This is a genomic window from Nostoc sp. KVJ20, from assembly GCF_001712795.1.
Classification (GTDB): Bacteria; Cyanobacteriota; Cyanobacteriia; order Cyanobacteriales; family Nostocaceae; genus Nostoc.
In genome coordinates this window covers 51,790-70,018 of record NZ_KV757672.1, presented here as the reverse complement: position 1 = coordinate 70,018, position 18,229 = coordinate 51,790, and the positions used below count along the sequence as shown (strand labels likewise).

Below are 18,229 nucleotides of genomic sequence, written 5' to 3'. Positions count from 1 at the left end.
GAGTTAGGGGTTAGGAGTTAGGAGTTTTCACATCTTTGTATAGATATGGCTACGTTAAAAAAGTTGTTAATCTAAAATCTAAAATGGTCAAGATGCGGGCGTTATTGTCTGGGTATTACGGTAAAGGTAATGGTGGTGACGAGGCTTTGTTAGCAACGCTTTTGCAAATGTTACCATCTCACGTAACGCCTGTGGTGCTTTCTGGTAATCCAGAGGAAACCCGCGATCGCTACAATGTAGAAACCTGCGATCGCATGGCTCCTTTAGCTGTACTGCAAGCTTTACGCTCTTGTGATGCTTTGATTTGGGGCGGCGGGAGTCTCATTCAAGATGTTACCAGTACTATCAGCCCATTTTATTATGGCGGAATGATGACATTGGCGCAGAAAATGGGTTTAAAAACTGTTGCTTGGGCGCAGGGTATTGGCCCGTTAGTGCGTCCGCAAACTCGTTGGTTGGCACGGCAAACCTTTGGCAATTGTACCAAAATCAGTGTCCGCGATCGCGCCAGTGCGGCTTTATTATCTGATTGGCAAATTCCTTGTATCATAGCTCCAGACCCGGTTTGGGCGTTGGAATCGAAACCAGTACCGGGACTTTGGGATTTACCTGCGCCGAGAGTTGCAGTAACGTTGCGATCGCATCCCCAACTTACAGAAACACGTTTAGCAAACTTAACTCGCGCTTTGGTTGACTTTCAAAAAGCTACGCAAGCATTTATTTTATTACTGCCATTTCAAAAAAGTGAAGATTTAAGTATTGCCGAAGCTATTCAACCACATCTTAAAGATGTCAGCAAGATTTTATGTCTGGAAGATCCGCAACTTTTAAAAGGTGTGTTTCGCGGTGTCGAAATGGCAATTGGGATGCGTTTGCACAGCTTAATTATGGCTGCTGCTGAAGGTTGTCGCTGTTTTGCTCTTAGTTATGACCCCAAGGTAAATCGTCTCATGGAAGACTTGGAAATGCCTGGGTGGGATTTGGCGAGTTTACCCGATGACCCCAATTTAATTAGTCTGACTTGGATGGAGCATTATGCTAACGGTGATCCGTTATCATCAGAGCAAATAAAATCTTTAATAGATAAGGCATTAATACACCGCGAGTTATTGAGCCAAACTTTTTTGTAATAATTAACTTAAAAATGGGGCTTATGGGGGATCTAAAAGTATTTGATACATCACTAAAGACTTTTCAAACATCCTCTAAGAGTTGTACGGTTTTAACCAATATTCGTCACCCACTCGTACAGAATTAATACCGAATTCTGAATTCTTCTTATAAATAATTCTTGCTAATGATCAGCTTTGGCTTTTGGAACCTACTTGTAATAACTGTTGTTGCTTTAGTTCTCAAAAATAATTGGCGATTAGATGATGAAAAAATAGCCTGGAAAAATTCTTTATTTTTAAAATCCCCTGTAATCCAACGGTTGATGCAATTTTTTCGTAAACCAATTGTTAGCTTTCTGATCCAAGCAGGTGTTGTCTTAGTCGTTACAAGATTCCTTTGTTATACAGGTTGGCTAGTTTATTTACTAAATCAACCAGATCCACCATTATGGGATTTTAAGTGGTTTTATGTGGCGAGTAAATTAGCTCATCAGCATTTGAGTCCCTTTAATGTCGAGATTTTTAATCAAAGCTTTTGTACCCTAACTAATGTGTGTGGCTTTATTCCACCCTTTGTCTATCCACCTAATATTATTCCTCTCATTTGGTTTGTCGGTTATTTTTCGAGCAGTACTGCATTTTCAATCTGGATTGGAATGCATATATTAGCAATCGGTTTGGCCTTATGGGGAGCTAATATCCTGCTGGAGTCTAAGTCACTAGCTTTCAGAACTATTTGCACAATCTCGATTGCATTGATTTATGGTTTAGTTCGCGATCTTGAAGTTGGTAATATTGCTATTTTCGTTGCAGTTTTGATCTTATGGATGTTTATCTGGGCTAAAAAAAATCAGGATATTCCAGCAGGAATTTGCTTGGGTATTGCTGTTTGTAAACCAACATTAGCTGCATTATTCATTCTGTATTTTTTACTTAAAAGACGGTTCTCTTTAGTTTTTGTATCTGTTGTCATAGGAACTTCTCTTGTATTTTTAGGTCTAGCCTTGACGGGCAATTCTTTGACACAATTCTTACCAGATGCATCTCGTGGATTTTCACTCTGGCTAAATGATCCATCGAATAGTCCTTATCTTTCGATTAGTCGCATCGATTTGAAGGTGGTGGGCCCAAGATTATTTCCCAATAATCCATTTTTTGCCAAGCTATTTTCAGACTTAATTGTTCTGACACTTGTTGGTTTAGTGGGTTGGTATTGGTATTTGCAACAATCTCTTACAGCCTGGGCAAAGGAAATATACTTAGCAGAATTGGTACTAGTTTCTTGCTTGAGTATTGCCATTAACTATTCACAGCAAACCGGTTCTGTGATGTTAATACCTGCTGTTGTTTTTTTGCTAAATGATTTGTTGTATCAGATTAGGCATTGTAAATTTTCTAGAACAAGAATCTCAGTTTGGTTAGCAGGGGTTTGCTGTCTAGCAGTGCAAACAGCGGTAATTCATGGCTGGCTCATCGGCTCTCTAGCAAAGCGCTGGAATGTGAAAGCGGGGGAATTGCCATATATTATAAAAGTGACTATTTTCGCCCTACCGAGTTATGCCATTCTAGGAATCACCGTCAGTATTGTAGTCTTAGCAATTAGCTCCCTGCGTCAAAAACCGATTCTGAAATCTCAACCTTTGAATCGGGTGTCAACTTAGCGCTAACAATACCTGACCATTGAACTTTTTTCTCTTTCTCCCGGCGGTAAGAAAAGAAATGCTCTGGAGTTTGGAAAGTACAATAAGGTGCGATCGCAATTTGTTCTGCACTAATTCCCAAATTTTCCAGTTGTAAGCTATTCACCCGCCTAACATCCAGCCGTACCTTTCCAGGATTGGGGTCTTCTTGCAAAGGTGAATTTGGTAACTCATGTAATGCTGCTAAAATTTTTTCTTCGTCATTATGTGATATAATACTAGCCCCGATTTCCGCAGCCACTTCAATCGAGACTTGGTAAACATCACCAGCGATCGCCGGGCCCATCGCAATGCGTAAATCATCGAGTTTACTGCCTTGAGATTGTAGTCGAGCGATCGCCAAGGGGACAATCTTCTTGGCAGTTCCCCGCCAACCCGCGTGTAATGCTGCCACCTTTCCAGTTTGCACATCCCCAATCAGCACGGGTGTACAATCTGCACTAGCAACCCAAACAGCTTGTAGAGGCTGCTCACTCATTAAACCATCCGCCGACGCTAAATCCTCCTGAGCAGAGCTTAAGAAGCTTTCAACTTCTTGGGGGGTGAGAACAGTATTGCCATGAACCTGCTTTAAGCGATAGACTGATGCCTCTGGTTGCAATACTTCTGTGATAGCTTGTGGCGATCGCGGCCAAAACTGTTGGGTAAAGAAGCCGTGATGCCAATGTTCCAGAATACTACAAGTTAGATAAGGCAGTCCTTCCCAATTGCGCCAGTGCCAAGTGTGCATCTTCAACCAAACCTAAACAGAAATCACTCATCAGCCAATCAATGCTAACTTGAACAACGGAATTTGGGTTAACTGCTGTGGGATTTAATCTGCAAAACTTGGAAGCAGCCTTGCAAGCAGGGCGTCAGTATACATATTTACCATTTTCCCTTCACTTTTTTGAAAGCGTCTCCTCAACCAACCAAACCCTCTGGAATTTACTCAACCAAGGGGCTATTTCTGGAACAGTAGTAATTGCAACTCAGCAATCCGCTGGGCGGGGACAATGGGGACGCCAGTGGATTTCTCCAGTTGGCGGATTATATGTTTCCGTGGGGATTTCTTTTGATCACAAAATAGAGGCGACTGACAGCTATCAGCTAACTTTTGCCACCGCTTGGGGAATTGCATCTCAATTGCGCCAATCCGGTATAGATGTTGGGATAAAATGGCCCAATGATTTGGTTTTAAATGGTCGCAAACTAGGCGGCATTTTGACAGAAACCAAAGTAAACAAAGGACAAATCACCCAAGCAGTAATTGGTGTTGGCATTAACTGGAGAAACCCAGTACCGGAAACTGGAATAAATCTGGAATCGTGGCAAACATCCCAAGATTTTAGACCGATTTCTTGTCTGGAAATGCTAACCTCTATCGTCTTGCGGGGAATAGAATCCGGTATGGAGTGCTTTTGTCAAGAAGGAGTAAGCATACTCTTGTCTCGCTATTTAGACTTGCTTACAAACATGGGCGATCGGGTGTATGTCAATAATCTTTCAGGTACAGTAGTTGGGGTGACATCTCAAGGAAATTTACGAGTTGATTTAGAAACACATGATACAAAGGAACTAATTACACCGGAAATTTATATTGAACCCGGTACAATCAGTTTGGGGTACCATAAATCTTCCGTTTAAATTTGAGGTTTGTTCAAAATTTCGCTCTTTGGGCAAGACAAACCACTAGCATCATCTCTTTAGGCTAATTACACACAACTGAGAGAACAAATGACGCAGCGCAATAATTCTGCCCCTTATCGTTTGCATTACTTATGGCAGCAAGGTTTGACGAAAAAACGTTTTGCCTCAACCCTACCAGCCCAGAGCCTCTGCTGGCTGAGTAGCGTTAGCCTCCTCAGCGGCGGCTTCGTGTTTGCCCAAACGGAAACACAAATAGACAACATCGTTCCCACTGTTGAAAGTTCCCAACCAACAGCATTTACAAATCCAGTTAAAAAGCAGACTGTTGCGCCCCAAGCCGCGCCAGCACAACCGGAATTTTCCCAACGGCGAGCCAGACTCAAACAAAGATTACGCCAGCCAGAGGTTGCTCAATCAAAAGAGCCAGTTAGGCAGTCTACACCCAAAATTGAAGCTGCTGAACCTGTTGTGATTATCAGACAGTCAAAGCCCAAGGTAGAAGCTTCCCAGGTTACTCCTACAAGGGTGAGACAGGAAAAACCCAATACTCCTGTTCGCTCTTTACCTGAAAAACTCCCAGAAGTTGCTCAACCATCAAACAACTCGAACAATACTGTTAGGGCAACGGCGGGGAAAACCAAGGATTATAATAACGCCTATATTGATCCTAATAGTTATGACAGTGGTGCAACAGGTACTTATCAAGCACCAAATTCTGTAATTCTCACAGAACGTTCTAGTGGTTGTAGAGCCATCTTGCCTTCAGGGCAAAGTGTATTAGGCGGTGTTTGCGCCAAAGTACCTCAAAGGAGTGTAGCTGATTCTAATGGTAAAGCAGCACCTAATTGGCTCAAAAGAAGTCAAAATGCCCAATTAGCAAACGTTCCACCCGTGCGGCAAGTTGCAACTACTGGCAACACCAGCAGATGGCGTGCTGCTCAAAGTGGTTCTAGCGGTGTTACCAAGAGCGGATTTCGCCCTAATCGGTTTATCCCCACTCCCGGCGAATTCAGCCCCACAACAGTGAGTGCAACTCCCATCGCACCCAGCGGCGGAACTTTACCACCACCAATGGCTGATGGCAACATTGCACCCCGCCCCAGCAACGTAGCTTATGACTTCTCACTAGCATCAGTATTGCCGCAAATTCCCTATACGGGGAGAGTTGCATATAGTGGTACGGGAATGATGTATCCCTTGTCTATTCCCGCTTCCATCACTTCTGTATTTGGTTGGCGAATTCATCCAATCACAGGTAATCAACGCTTCCATGCTGGTACAGACTTGGGTGCGCCTGCGGGTACACCAGTTTTAGCCGCTGCTGCTGGTCAAGTGGAGACTGCGAACTGGTTGGGCGGTTATGGTTTAACCGTTACCCTGAATCACAAATCGGCTCAACAAACCCTCTACGGTCATATGTCAGAAATCTTTGTTCAACCCGGTCAGTGGGTAGAACCTGGAACTATGATTGGGCGAGTTGGCAGCACCGGCAACTCCACAGGCCCTCACCTGCACTTTGAAGTCCGTCATCTGTCACCAAATGGCTGGGTTGCTACTGACCCAGGCGTGCAGTTACAAAGCGGCCTCAGCCAGTTAGTACTAGGCTCACAAACTACTCAGGTAAGCCAGAAACCAGGTAGCTAGATTGGAAATTTTGGATTTTAGATTTTAAATTAATCTAAAATCCAAAATCCAAAATCTAAAATCTAAAATGTCAGAGATACCCGTGTTCTGCTAAGAATGCGGGTGTAATGCTATCTATACTAGTTTCATCAGTAGCTCTGGTGTGTGGGTTGCCAGAATAAAGGAATTTTTCGACGTATTTGCCCAGAATATCCCCTTCTAGATTCACCAAACTCCCCGGAACCAAGTAGCGAAGATTTGTCTCGGCATAAGTGAGGGGAATTACCGCCACTTTGAATTGGGATAGTTCTGGCTCATAAGCCGATACTGTGAGGCTGATGCCATTGACGGCAATGCTACCTTTGGAGACAATGTAACGTGCGATCGCATCAGATGCAATAAAGCTCATTTCCCAAGAACTAGCCGTTTGTTCTGCCACTAGCAATCGACCGATGCCGTCTACATGACCCATCACAAAATGACCGCCAACTTTGCCGCCCACCCTTAGCGACGCTTCTAAATTGACATATCTCTGTTGCGTTTGCTCGCCTCCCAAAGTCGTGCGGCGGAGAGTTTCTGGTGAAGCGGTGGCGATAAACCCGTCTTTTAAAACTTTTTCCACTGTCAGGCAAACACCATCTACTGCAACACTGTCACCATAAGCCAAATCTTGCATAATTACTTCACACGATTGGCTGACACAAGTAATTTGCCAAGAATCGCCCCCTAAGGGTTCCATCTTTCCTAATGCTTGGATTAATCCTGTAAACACGGCTTTTTTGTCAAACTATCTCTATTTATTGCCTAAATTTGGCTGAAATAAATTGGTAATTGTCACATAAATCTCGAACATCCAAGTATATTTTCTGACTTTTTTTCGTATAGGAATATTAACACATTAGCATCCTTCACAAGGCATACTTGGGTAAGAAGGTTATTGTCTAAGAAGACCAATTTGACTTACTCTGGTTTTCACCACAAGTTCGGAGTTTAATAGAAGCAATTATAGAGAACGAATGCTTATGTTTATTACTGTCGTCAAACCGCCCAAAAATGGGTACTATTTGTTACACAGCATCAAAGGTTCTCAAAGCATTGTAGAGGCCTAGCCAATGATTGAAATGAAAGTCGCTGGCATAGCATTAGATGCCATAACCCGCAGCCCGATCGTCCTTTTGAAAGATTCTTCAGATCGGCGGGCTTTGCCAATTTACATCGGTCAGGAACAGGCTAGGGCAATTATGGGCGCACTGGAGAATCAGAAGCCTCCCAGACCCTTAACCCACGACCTGATTGTGAATATTCTAGAGGCTTGGAACATGACTCTAGAAAAGGTAATTATTCATTCCCTGCAAAAGGATACATTTTATGCAGCTTTAATTGTCCAGCAAGGCGAAGTCAAAAAGGAAATTGACGCGCGTCCTAGCGATGCGATCGCCATTGCCCTCCGTACAAATACCCCCATCTGGGTAATGGAAGAAGTGATTGCCGATGCTTCTATCCCTGTTGACCGTGATGCAGATGAAGCCGAACAGCAAGCCTTCCGTGAATTTATTTCCAATCTCCGCCCCGAAGATTTGATTAAGCGCTTTGGTAATGGCGACAGCTAGACAATTTTAGATTTTGAATTTTGGATTTTAGATTCAAAGAAAAATCTAAAATCTAAAATCTAAAATCTAAAATTGAATCGGCTCCTAACTCTTTGTTAAAAATGCAATACCGACGCTTTGGGAAAACGAATCTGCGCCTCTCGGTTTTTTCTTTGGGAACAATGCGCTACTTGGCTGATTTTGAAAATGCTCACCAGACGATCGAACAAGCCTTAGCGCTAGGAATTAATCATCTAGAAACCGCCAGAGGTTACGGCAAAAGTGAGGAGTATCTTGGTAGGGCGCTAAAAGCTGGGTTGTCAGTACCCCGGACGAAGCTTTATGTCACTACTAAAATCTCAGCCACAGCAGATGCTGACACCATGCGTCGGTGCATCGACGAATCTCTAGAACGATTACAGCTAGATTATTTAGATTGCTTAGGCGTTCATGGCTTGAATACTTGGCAACATTTAGAGTGGGTGCAAGCCAAAACTGGCTGTATGCAAGCCGTGGAAGAAGCTGTTGCTGATGGTCGAGTGCGACACATTGGTTTTTCTAGCCACGGGCCACTAGAGGTAATTCAGGCTGCAATCAATACAGATTTATTTGAATTTGTCAATCTGCATTATTACTATTTTTTTCAACGGCACGCAGCAGCGATTCAACTAGCTGCTGAAAAGGATATGGGCATTTTCATTATTTCCCCTGCTGACAAGGGAGGACGTCTGTACATGCCACCCCAAATCTTAAAAGACCTGTGTCAGCCGTATTCACCCCTAGAATTGAATTATCGATTTTTACTTGCTGATCACCGTATTACTACTTTGAGTATAGGGCCAGCAAACCCAGAAGAATTAAGGGAACCTTTGCAAGTTGCTGACCATGATGGAGAGTTAACATCAGCAGAAATTTCTGCTTTCTGGCGTTTAGAAAATCACCAAAAACTTGCTTTGGAAACTGATAATTGTAGCCAGTGTTATGCTTGTTTGCCCTGTCCAGAAAATATCAATATTCCAGAGGTATTGCGGTTACGAAATCTCGCAGTGGCATACGACATGAAAGATTACGGGCAATATCGTTACGGAATGTTTGAAAATGCTGGTCATTGGTTTCCTGGAATGAAAGGCGATCGCTGTACAGAATGCGGTGACTGTTTGCCTCGTTGTCCAGAAAATTTAGATATTCCAGCCTTATTGTCAGATACTCACCAAAAATTAAGTGGGAAAGCAGGTAGGAGATTGTGGGGTTGAAGGAGGCAGGAGGCAGGAGGTTTTACCTCAGTTGGGCTTGAGACCCGTTAATTAACAATTCAACAATTAAGTGATTTCTTGTCTTTAATTGCGAATTGCGTTAGCGGAGCGGGGCGTTAGCCCGTTGCGAATTGACAATTGTTTTGGTCACCACCCAGTCACAAACTCGTTATTCTGGCTCCCGAATTCTGAGTTCTTTCTTGGTAAAATTTATAAAGATTAAATAGAGTTAGGAAGATCCGCTGCACCTGGGGCATCTCGCGGAAAGTAAAGATGAAAATTAAAAAAAAAGAAATATCCTACGTCAATCACTAACGGTTTTCCGGTACAGTGGACGGGCTGTCAGCTTGGTATGGACTACTAGCCGATCACTGACTATTTTTCTGGCGAGTTTAACTTTAGTGGCTGGTCTTTTACCGGCGGCGATATCTTACATAAGCAAGTTAATCGTTGATGCAGTGGTATTTGCATCTCAAGTTAACTCAGACAGCAATGCTTCTGTCAATATTTATCCGTCTCTATTTTATGTAGGATTGGAAGCGATCGCTGTAATTTTACTAGCAGGTAGTCAGAGAGGAATCATCATTTGTCAGTCATTATTGCGGGCGCTAATGGGTCAGCGAGTGAATGTACTCATTTTAGAAAAGGCGCTGACACTGGATTTGAGGCAGTTTGAAGACTCAGAATTTTATGACAAATTGACCAATGCCCGACGAGAAGCATCGGTTCGTCCCCTTTCTTTAGTAAACCGCACCTTTGGGCTGGTGCAAAATGCCCTTTCTCTGTTCACCTACGGTATTTTGCTAGTAAATTTCTCAGTTTGGGCGGTGGTGGTACTGGTTTTGGCTGCCATACCTGTATTTATTGCCGAAACGAAATTTGCTGGGGAAGGCTTTCGCTTATTTAGTTGGCGTGCAGCAGAAACTCGTCAACAGCACTATTTAGAAAATCTGCTAGCAAGAGAAGATTTTGTTACAGAAGTCAAACTCTACCAGTTGGGGGAGATGTTGCTAGGGCGTTATCGTAACCTGTTTCATCAACTTTATGGCGAAGACCGCGATTTGACTCTGCGGCGAGGGTTTTGGGGGTATCTGCTGAGTTTAGTTAGTACTGGTGCTTTTTACCTAGCTTATGCTTGGATTGTACTGGAAACAGTGCAAGGTAAGATTTCCTTGGGAGATATGACAATGTATCTGACTGTGTTTCGCCAAGGACAGTCTACTTTTTCCAATGCCCTCACTTCTATTGGAGGGATGTATGAAGACAACCTATATCTATCAAATCTCTACGATTTTCTGGAAGAGAAAGTACCAAAGTCTTGGGGTAAAGCAACCATTGGTTTAAATCCTCAAGATGGTATCCGTTTTGAGAACGTATCTTTTACTTATCCAGGAAGTTCCAAGCCAGCGTTGACAAACATTTCGCTGCATTTGAAACCCAGAGAGAAACTGGCAATTGTCGGTGAAAACGGTTCTGGTAAGACAACCTTAATTAAACTACTTACCCGACTCTACACGCCGGACTCTGGGCGAATTTTCTTAGATGGCTTGGACTTGCAGGAATGGGATGTGGATGTGCTGCGTCGTCGCATTGGGGTAATTTTTCAGAACTTTGTCCGCTATCAATTTACTGTGGGTGAGAATATTGGCGTGGGTGATGTAGAACATCTTGAAAACAAAACCCGTTGGCAAACTGCTGCTGAAAAAGGCATGGCGCAATCATTTATAGACCAATTACCCCAAAGCTTCCAGACTCAGCTTGGCCGTTGGTTTAAGGGAGGACAGGAACTTTCTGGGGGACAGTGGCAGAAAATTGCCTTGTCTCGTGCATTTATGCGATCGCAAGCAGATATCTTGGTGTTAGATGAACCAACATCAGCAATAGATGCCCAAGCTGAGTTTGAGATTTTCAATCATTTTCGCGCTATCACTCAAAATCAGATGGTACTTTTGATTTCCCATCGCTTCTCAACGGTAAGAATGGCTGACAAAATCGTAGTTATAGAAAACGGCGAAGTTATAGAACAGGGAACTCACGAAGAGTTGTTACAGCTAGGAGGACGTTATGCCAAATTGTTTCTCTTACAAGCAGCCGGTTATCAATAGGATGTGAGCCATTGTGTGGATTGAGATAGCGATGCCTAGGTTGGGCTGTGCCTACGCTCACTTTGTAGAAAGCACATAACATCTCTATCTAACCACGTTAAACTGTTCGGTAAACATGGGTCACTAGACACTTCGTATCGTTAAACATTGCTACCTGATAAAATTATGCAAATAACAAAACAGCGATACTATACCCCAGAGGAATATTTAGAGCTAGAAGAAGCTGCTGACTACAAAAGTGAATACATTGACGGGCAAATAATTCCTATGGCGGGTGGAACAATAAATCACAATCGAATCTCGTTGAATCTAAGTGCTGCCTTAAATTTTGCGTTTCGCCAGCAAGATTACGAAGTTTTCATGGGTGATGTTCGTCTGTGGATACCCCAAAAGCTTACCTATACATATCCAGATGTGATGATTCTGGCAGGTGAACCAGAATTTTTTAATAACCGAAAGGATGTAATTATGAATCCACAGATTATTGTTGAGGTTTTATCAAAATCTACCAAAGGCTACGATCGCGAGGATAAATTTCAGGTTTACCGGACAATTTCTACCTTTCAAGAATATCTATTAATTGACCAAACTCGGATTCATGTAGAGCAATTTTCCAAAACTGGGAAAAAGCAATGGGCGCTTCGTGAATATGATGAAGAAGATGAAGCGATCGCACTTGTAACCGTACCATTTGAGATTTCCTTACAAGATTTATACAACAAGGTGAAGTTTGAGCCTGTTGAGTTGGAAGTGGAAAGTACTGATGTTGAGGGATTGGGTTAAGGGGAGCGAGTTGATGGAGTTGAGCAATTGTTCTTTTTTACTAGAGTGAAAAGTATCAAGACTGCTTATACTAATATCAGTCATTACCTCTTTGTTGTCTCCGGCTAGCAAAATTATGTTGAAGACGATAAAAATAGAGAATTTCCGTAGTTTCCAATATTTCGAGCTTCAGCAGCTTGGTAGAGTCAACCTGCTCGTTGGTAAAAACAATATCGGTAAAACATCAATACTAGAAGCTATTCAACTTTTATGCTCACGGAATAATCTTGAGCCACTACGTCAGACAATGACTAACCGGAGTGAATATTTTTTTGATGATGAGCGTAGTGAACGTAGATTAAGGTTAGGTCAATCTCAAGACCTTGATGTTCGTCACCTTTTTTATGGTCACGAGATTGAACTGGGGAGCAAATTTTCAATAACAGGTACTAATGGCAATATTCAAGAGGAGCTTATTGTATCAATAGAAGAACGCAAAATTTCTTCAAAAGAGCCACTTAACTCATCGGCTGAGTTTTTATATGATGAAGTCCCCGATGCATTAAGAGAACTAGATTTCAATATTAAGTGGAATTATGGGCGAGAAGAAAAGCCTTGGAGACTACCGCTATCAGCTAATGGCGGACTTCCCGTAGAGGATTATACTCGTCAATTGCGTAGAGAACCTAAAAATTCATCACCAAAAATACAATTTATAACATCATCTTCTTTAGGAACTGAGAAGATGATTGAACTATTTGATCAGATAGTACTAACGCCTGAAGAAAAACTTGTAGAGCAGGCACTTCATAGAATAGACTCTAAAATTCAACGGATTGCTCCAGTTAGTTCTCGAAAGTCTAGGTATTCCTTAGATTCACGGGGTGGTTTCTTTGTGCTACTTTCTGACAGTAATCAGCGTGTACCAATTGGAAGTATGGGTGATGGTATTTGGCGTATATTAGGACTTGCACTGGCGATAGTATGTGCTAAAGACGGATACTTATTTGTTGATGAGATTGATACCGGACTCCATTTTACGGCGATGTCTGATATGTGGAAACTGATTTGGGAAACAGCCAAAAGATTAAATGTGCAAGTTTTTGCAACTACACACAATAGTGATTGTTGGACAAGTTTAGCTAGTATTGCAGAGCAGGAAGATGCCACTGAGGATGGTATTAGAATTCACAGAATTGAAAAAGGTAAAGAAACAAGTGTAGTCTTCACTGAACCTCAAATTGTCATTGCTGCTGAAAGAGAAATTGAGGTACGTTAGTAATGGCAAAAGGTTATGAACCCAAGAAACTGTTAGTAGAAGGACAAGACGATTTACGAGTTATACCAGAATTAATAGAAAAAAACGGAATTCGTTGGGGTGAGAATAAAAGGGAAGCAATTGTATCAATACAAGATTGTGGAGGTTACGAAAACATTGATGCAAACCTTATCTCTACTGAATTACAAGCATCAGGACTTACCCATTTAGGCGTGATAATAGACGCAGATGAAGATTTACCTACACGTTGGACAAGCATAAGAAATGCTTGTTTGCCAAGTATCCCCGACATTCCTGAAGCAATATCAGAGACAGGACTTATTCACGTTACAAAAAATGGAATTAAGTTTGGTATCTGGATTATGCCAGATAACCAAATGAGAGGTATGTTAGAGAGCTTTTTAGCTTACATGATTAGAGATGAAAGCGAAACTATTTGGCAATATGCTCAGGAAGTAGCGCAAGAAGCAAAAAGCAAAGGAGCATCGTTCAAAGATTCTTATCTTGATAAAGCTAAAATTTACACTTGGCTAGCATGGCAAGAAGAACCAGGAAGACAACTGCATCAAGCTATAAAGTATGAAATTCTGAATCCTCAACATCCAAAAGCGCAGACATTTTTAATATGGTTTAAAAATCTCTACAACTTATAAGTATTTTGCTATTTTCAAAAAGCGATCGCACCCTTCCCCTCATTTCCCCACCAACTTAGATAAAATCACTATGGTGCTACTTAACCCTAAGTCTAATGAAAAGCGATCGCCTCTCTTCCCCTTCTTCTCTTCAACGTCCCGAACTACTCGCGCCAGCAGGTAATTGGGACTGTGCTAAAGCTGCTGTGGAAAATGGGGCAGATGCGATTTACTTCGGTTTGGATCGCTTCAACGCCAGAATGCGGGCAGAAAATTTTACTGAGGCGGACTTACCTCAATTGATGACATTTCTGCATCATCGCGGCGTAAAAGGTTATGTCACTGTCAACACACTAATATTTCCCAAAGAACTAGCAGAAGCACAGCAATATCTCCGCACAATTATTGCCGCAGGTGTGGATGCAGTGATTGTCCAAGATATTGGTATATGCCGTCTCATCCGCCACCTTTCCCCTGATTTTCCCATCCATGCTTCCACCCAAATGACCATCACCAGTGCCGCTGGGGTGGAATTTGCTAAATCCCTCGGCTGTCAATTAGTGGTGTTGGCGCGTGAATGTTCTCTTCAGGAAATCAATAAAATACAGCAGCAAATTGCCCTACAAGAAACGTCGCTGCCCTTGGAAGTCTTTGTTCACGGTGCTTTGTGTGTGGCATATTCCGGTCAGTGTTTGACTAGTGAGGCTTTAGGCGGACGTTCTGCTAACCGAGGTGAATGTGCCCAAGCTTGCCGGATGCCCTACGATTTAATTGTTGATGGGCAAGTTGTAAATTTAAAAGATCGCAAATATTTACTTAGTCCACAAGACTTAGCAGGGTTAGATGTTCTGCCAGATTTAGTCAAATCAGGAGTAACTTCTCTCAAGATAGAAGGTCGTTTGAAAGCCCCAGAGTATGTTGCTAATGTGACCCGTGTTTATCGGCAAGCTTTGGATGAGGTGATGGCGGAATTGGAAAGACCAAATCCCTCTTTACCTACAAGGGAAAAGGAACACTACAACCTAGAGATGGCATTTTCTCGTGGACTCTACACGGGTTGGTTTGGCGGGATTAATAATCAGGAACTAGTCCACGCCCGCTTTGGTAAAAAACGTGGGGTTTATTTAGGTGAAGTCAGCCGCATTCACAACGAACAGGTAACAGTCAAACTGGAAGCGCCTGTAAAACCAGGGGATGGAATTGTGTTTGACTGCGGTCATCCAGAGGCGAAGGAAGAAGGTGGCCGGGTTTATGCTGTGGTATCCAAAGGTAATGAAACCATGCTGTCCTTTGGTCGAAATGACTTGAACCTGCGCCGAGTGCATATAGGCGATCGCATTTGGAAAACCAGTGATCCAGAATTAGATAAGCAGCTACGTCAGAGTTTTGCTGGCGAGAATCCCCAATTTCAGCGTCCGATTGACTTGGAGATTTATGGAGAAGTTGGTCAGCCATTGATTGCGATCGCTCGTGATCATCTCGGTAATATTGTACAGATAGAGTCCGCAATTTCACTAGTCGATGCCCATACCAAACCACTAGATACAGACCGTTTACAAGAACAATTCGGTCGTTTGGGTAACACCCCTTACTGTTTGGGACAGCTAACCAACCACCTCAGGGGTGCTATTATGCTACCCGTAAGTGAGTTGAACCGGATGCGGCGGGAAATCGTGACGCAGTTGGAAGAATTGCGAAGTCAACCCAAACGCTGGCAATTACATTCTGATGTCTCTTTCCAAGACCTACTTCCCTCCTCATCTCCCCTATCCCCCACCCTGCGGGAAGCTAAAGCTACATCTCCCTCACTCATTGTCCTAGTACGAAACCTCAAACAACTCCAAGCCGCCCTCAAAGCTGGTGTTGAAACACTGTACTGTGAATTTGAAGACCCCCGTGCCTACCGAGAAGCGGTGCAGCTAGTAGAGAAACACAGGCAAGAATCCCCACTTCCCACAATCTGGGTTGCACCACCCCGAATTACTAAACCGGGGGAAAATTGGATTTTGCAGCAGGTACGTGCCTGTAAGGCTGATGGTTATCTGGTACGGAACTATGACCAATTGCAATTCTTTGCAGCAGACCGTTGCATTGGAGATTTTTCGCTCAACGTTGCTAATCCCTTAACAGCAGATTATTTTCAGCAACGCTTTGGTTTAGAACGGCTGACGGCATCCTATGACCTGAATATTACCCAACTGCAAGACCTACTGACCAGTTGTCCACCCCAGTGGTTTGAGGTGACAATCCATCAACACATGCCCATGTTCCACATGGAACATTGTGTATTTTGTGCCTTTTTATCAACGGGTACTGACTATACAAACTGTGGACGACCTTGTGATAAGCAGGAAGTGAAATTAAAAGACCGTGTAGGTAGCGAACACGTTCTCAAAGCAGATGTAGGTTGCCGCAATACTGTATTTAACGGCACTGCTCAAACTGGAGCCGAGTACGTACAGCGTCTTATAGAACTTGGATTACGTTACTTTCGTATCGAGTTTGTGAATGAAACGCCAGAGCAAGTGAGTAAAACAATACATTGTTATAGTCAATTATTGCGAGGTGAGATTACAGGTTCCCAACTATGGCGAGAGTTGAAGTTGCAAAATCAATTAGGCGTAACTCGTGGCCCGATGGGAGTATCAGCGTTGCGATCATAATTGATTTTCTGAACGCCCAGCTTGAAAAATCTGTTCGGCGGTCAAGTTTAATTCTGGGAATGTAGGGGATATGATGTGATCATTTCCTCGAAACAGATTAACTTGATATTCACCATCCACCAAATAGTAAACGGAAACAGTCGGTTGTTTGGGATTACCTATATACCTTCTACCGCCCAAAGCTAAATAGTCAACAATCCAGTATTCAGGAACGCCAAAAGTTTCGTAGTCAACTAGCTTGGATGCATAATCATCCCTCCAATTAGTACTGACAACTTCAATAACTAAGGGAACCGATGCAGCTTGAGTAACCGTTGAAGACTTTTTCCACATAGGTTCTGCTGAAAGATTCTTTTGATTTATCACTATTACATCAGGTGAATAACCTGATTCTTTGTCAGGAATCTTAACTAGTGCTTGCTTGGGTATGAGGTATGGAAGTTTTAATCGTTTGAACTCTAAAGTTACTTCGCCAGCTAAAAAACCATTAATCTCTTCATGATCTCCTACTGGCTGCATTTCAACAATTGCCCCATCGTGTAGTTCATAACATCCGCCATCTGGCTTCCAATTGAGGAATTCTTCAAAAGCGATCGCTTTTGGTAAAGCTTGAAACATCACACTTACTCCTGACTGTGGTTTAGAGTTTAGCAAATTACTTGGTATTGCTCACTTGACCCTCAGATCCTCGACTTTTTTAAGAAGTCGAGGATCTAAATCGACATAAAACCTCGCTAGATAAAGCTAAAACGAGTAATCAGGAAGATTTTACAAAATTTTGTATCTATTTTGGTAACAACGTCAATTCAGGTGAATGAACGTTATAAACTCAACCTTGGAATCAGAAAGAGATTCCTTAAACCAGTGAACATTGAACAGTTATCAGGCGTATGGCATTGATGGTCTGCCGTATATTGTCGCCTTGAATAATGGTGAGACTAAAAACTCTATCACAGGGCAAGATATTATCAACTTTGCAGTGAAAATGGATTTCTTGGATAACTTGACTGGTAGAAAGTAACACATCAATCGCTGTAATTTTTTAATGTAGAGACGTTGCATTGCAACGTCTCTATACACCATAAAATCTTATGAATAATATTTCTACAAGCAATTATTGGGACACTTCGCTTTACCAAGATAAACACGCCTTTGTGTGGCAATATGGCGAAGACTTATTGCAATTACTGAACCCTCAGCCAGGAGAATCGATTTTGGATCTCGGCTGTGGTACTGGACAACTCACAGAAAAAATTGCCCAATCTCAGGCTGAAGTAATGGGAGTTGATTATGCATCTGCAATGATCGAAAAGGCAAGAGAAAACTATCCCCATTTGCGCTTTGAAGTTGCTGATGCTAGGAACTTTCAAGTAGATAAGCCATTGGATGCTGTGTTTTCTAACGCTGTATTGCATTGGGTAAAAGAAGCAGATAGCGCGATCGCATCCATCCATCAATCCCTAAAACCAGGGGGGCGTTTTGTGGCAGAATTTGGTGGTAAGGGAAATGTGCTAGCGATCGCTACAGCTTTATCTAACGCCTTAGAAGCAATTAATATTCCCGCACAAGCCCTAAATCCTTGGTATTTCCCTAGTATTGGTGAATACGCCACTCTATTAGAACAGCAAGGCTTTGATGTCATCTATAGCACTCTATTTGCTCGTCCAACTCCTTTAGCAGAAGGAGAAGCAGGTATGGCAAACTGGATTCAGATGTTCGCCAGCAGTTTTTTAGCAGCACTTTCTGATGAGCAACAAATACAAGTAATTCGCGTCGTAGAGGAATATCTCAAGCCAACGTTGTATCAACAGGGAACTTGGACAGCAGACTATCGAAGAATTCGCATCGTTGCCATTAAACTTTAACTTGTGCGAATTTTTAC

16 protein-coding genes are annotated in these 18,229 nt (G+C 42.6%); 13 read left to right on the top strand and 3 right to left on the bottom strand.

Going from position 1 to position 18,229, the window contains the following annotated elements; all coding sequences use genetic code 11:
* Window positions 1-92: 92 nt before the first annotated feature.
* Both csaB and A4S05_RS26930 read left to right on the top strand, forming a co-directional pair.
* Window positions 93-1,130, top strand: a complete 1,038-nt coding sequence (csaB, locus tag A4S05_RS26935) for a polysaccharide pyruvyl transferase CsaB (protein WP_069072874.1) — start codon at window positions 93-95, stop codon at window positions 1,128-1,130.
* Window positions 1,131-1,297: 167 nt separating this feature from the next.
* Entirely contained in the window at window positions 1,298-2,773 is a 1,476-nt protein-coding gene (locus A4S05_RS26930; protein WP_069072855.1) for a glycosyltransferase family 87 protein, read from the top strand.
* Here A4S05_RS26930 and pgeF read toward each other — a convergent pair.
* The gene (gene pgeF, locus A4S05_RS26925) at window positions 2,712-3,542 is read right to left on the bottom strand and encodes a peptidoglycan editing factor PgeF (protein WP_069072854.1); all 831 of its coding nucleotides are present in this window, start codon (window positions 3,540-3,542) and stop codon (window positions 2,712-2,714) included. The genes A4S05_RS26930 and pgeF overlap by 62 nt on opposite strands.
* A gap of 77 nt (window positions 3,543-3,619) precedes the next feature.
* Here pgeF and A4S05_RS26920 point away from each other — a divergent pair, with 77 nt between their 5' ends.
* Together A4S05_RS26920 and A4S05_RS26915 are read left to right on the top strand one after the other, a co-directional pair.
* On the top strand, window positions 3,620-4,438 hold the full coding sequence (locus A4S05_RS26920) for a biotin--[acetyl-CoA-carboxylase] ligase (RefSeq protein WP_069072853.1): 819 nt from the start codon (window positions 3,620-3,622) through the stop codon (window positions 4,436-4,438).
* Window positions 4,439-4,528: 90 nt separating this feature from the next.
* Entirely contained in the window at window positions 4,529-6,085 is a 1,557-nt protein-coding gene (locus tag A4S05_RS26915) for a M23 family metallopeptidase (RefSeq protein ID WP_069072852.1), read from the top strand.
* Between the two features lie 70 nt (window positions 6,086-6,155).
* Here the strand turns inward: A4S05_RS26915 and A4S05_RS26910 are convergent, their stop codons facing one another.
* Window positions 6,156-6,836 carry a riboflavin synthase gene (locus tag A4S05_RS26910; RefSeq protein WP_069072851.1) on the bottom strand — a complete coding sequence of 227 codons (681 nt, stop codon included), beginning with the start codon at window positions 6,834-6,836 and terminating at the stop codon, window positions 6,156-6,158.
* Window positions 6,837-7,176: 340 nt separating this feature from the next.
* Between A4S05_RS26910 and A4S05_RS26905 the strand changes: the two genes are divergently transcribed.
* From A4S05_RS26905 to A4S05_RS26875, 7 genes are all read left to right on the top strand, one after another.
* A complete protein-coding gene (locus tag A4S05_RS26905) occupies window positions 7,177-7,674 on the top strand; it encodes a bifunctional nuclease family protein (RefSeq protein ID WP_069072850.1) in 498 nt (165 codons plus the stop codon).
* A 101-nt stretch (window positions 7,675-7,775) separates the two neighbouring features.
* The gene (locus A4S05_RS26900; RefSeq protein ID WP_069072849.1) at window positions 7,776-8,906 is read left to right on the top strand and encodes an aldo/keto reductase; all 1,131 of its coding nucleotides are present in this window, start codon (window positions 7,776-7,778) and stop codon (window positions 8,904-8,906) included.
* A gap of 296 nt (window positions 8,907-9,202) precedes the next feature.
* Window positions 9,203-11,011 carry an ABC transporter ATP-binding protein gene (locus tag A4S05_RS26895; RefSeq protein ID WP_069072848.1) on the top strand — a complete coding sequence of 603 codons (1,809 nt, stop codon included), beginning with the start codon at window positions 9,203-9,205 and terminating at the stop codon, window positions 11,009-11,011.
* A gap of 165 nt (window positions 11,012-11,176) precedes the next feature.
* Complete coding sequence (locus A4S05_RS26890) at window positions 11,177-11,794, top strand: Uma2 family endonuclease (protein WP_069072847.1); 618 nt, start codon at window positions 11,177-11,179, stop codon at window positions 11,792-11,794.
* Window positions 11,795-11,909: 115 nt separating this feature from the next.
* Complete coding sequence (locus tag A4S05_RS26885; protein ID WP_069072846.1) at window positions 11,910-13,052, top strand: AAA family ATPase; 1,143 nt, start codon at window positions 11,910-11,912, stop codon at window positions 13,050-13,052.
* 2 nt (window positions 13,053-13,054) lie between these two features.
* Window positions 13,055-13,705, top strand: a complete 651-nt coding sequence (locus tag A4S05_RS26880) for a DUF3226 domain-containing protein (RefSeq protein WP_069072845.1) — start codon at window positions 13,055-13,057, stop codon at window positions 13,703-13,705.
* A 95-nt stretch (window positions 13,706-13,800) separates the two neighbouring features.
* Window positions 13,801-16,347, top strand: coding sequence for a U32 family peptidase (locus tag A4S05_RS26875; RefSeq protein WP_069072844.1), 2,547 nt, complete (start codon window positions 13,801-13,803; stop codon window positions 16,345-16,347).
* On the opposite strand, the gene A4S05_RS26870 is transcribed toward A4S05_RS26875, so the two are convergent.
* Window positions 16,342-16,965 (bottom strand): Uma2 family endonuclease, encoded by a 624-nt coding sequence (locus A4S05_RS26870; RefSeq protein ID WP_069072843.1) that lies wholly within the window; start codon window positions 16,963-16,965, stop codon window positions 16,342-16,344. The genes A4S05_RS26875 and A4S05_RS26870 overlap by 6 nt on opposite strands.
* A gap of 253 nt (window positions 16,966-17,218) precedes the next feature.
* Here A4S05_RS26870 and A4S05_RS40635 point away from each other — a divergent pair, with 253 nt between their 5' ends.
* Both A4S05_RS40635 and A4S05_RS26865 read left to right on the top strand, forming a co-directional pair.
* Window positions 17,219-17,368, top strand: a complete 150-nt coding sequence (locus tag A4S05_RS40635) for a hypothetical protein (RefSeq protein ID WP_176727119.1) — start codon at window positions 17,219-17,221, stop codon at window positions 17,366-17,368.
* Between the two features lie 70 nt (window positions 17,369-17,438).
* Window positions 17,439-18,212, top strand: a complete 774-nt coding sequence (locus A4S05_RS26865; protein WP_069072842.1) for a class I SAM-dependent methyltransferase — start codon at window positions 17,439-17,441, stop codon at window positions 18,210-18,212.
* Window positions 18,213-18,229 lie beyond the last annotated feature (17 nt).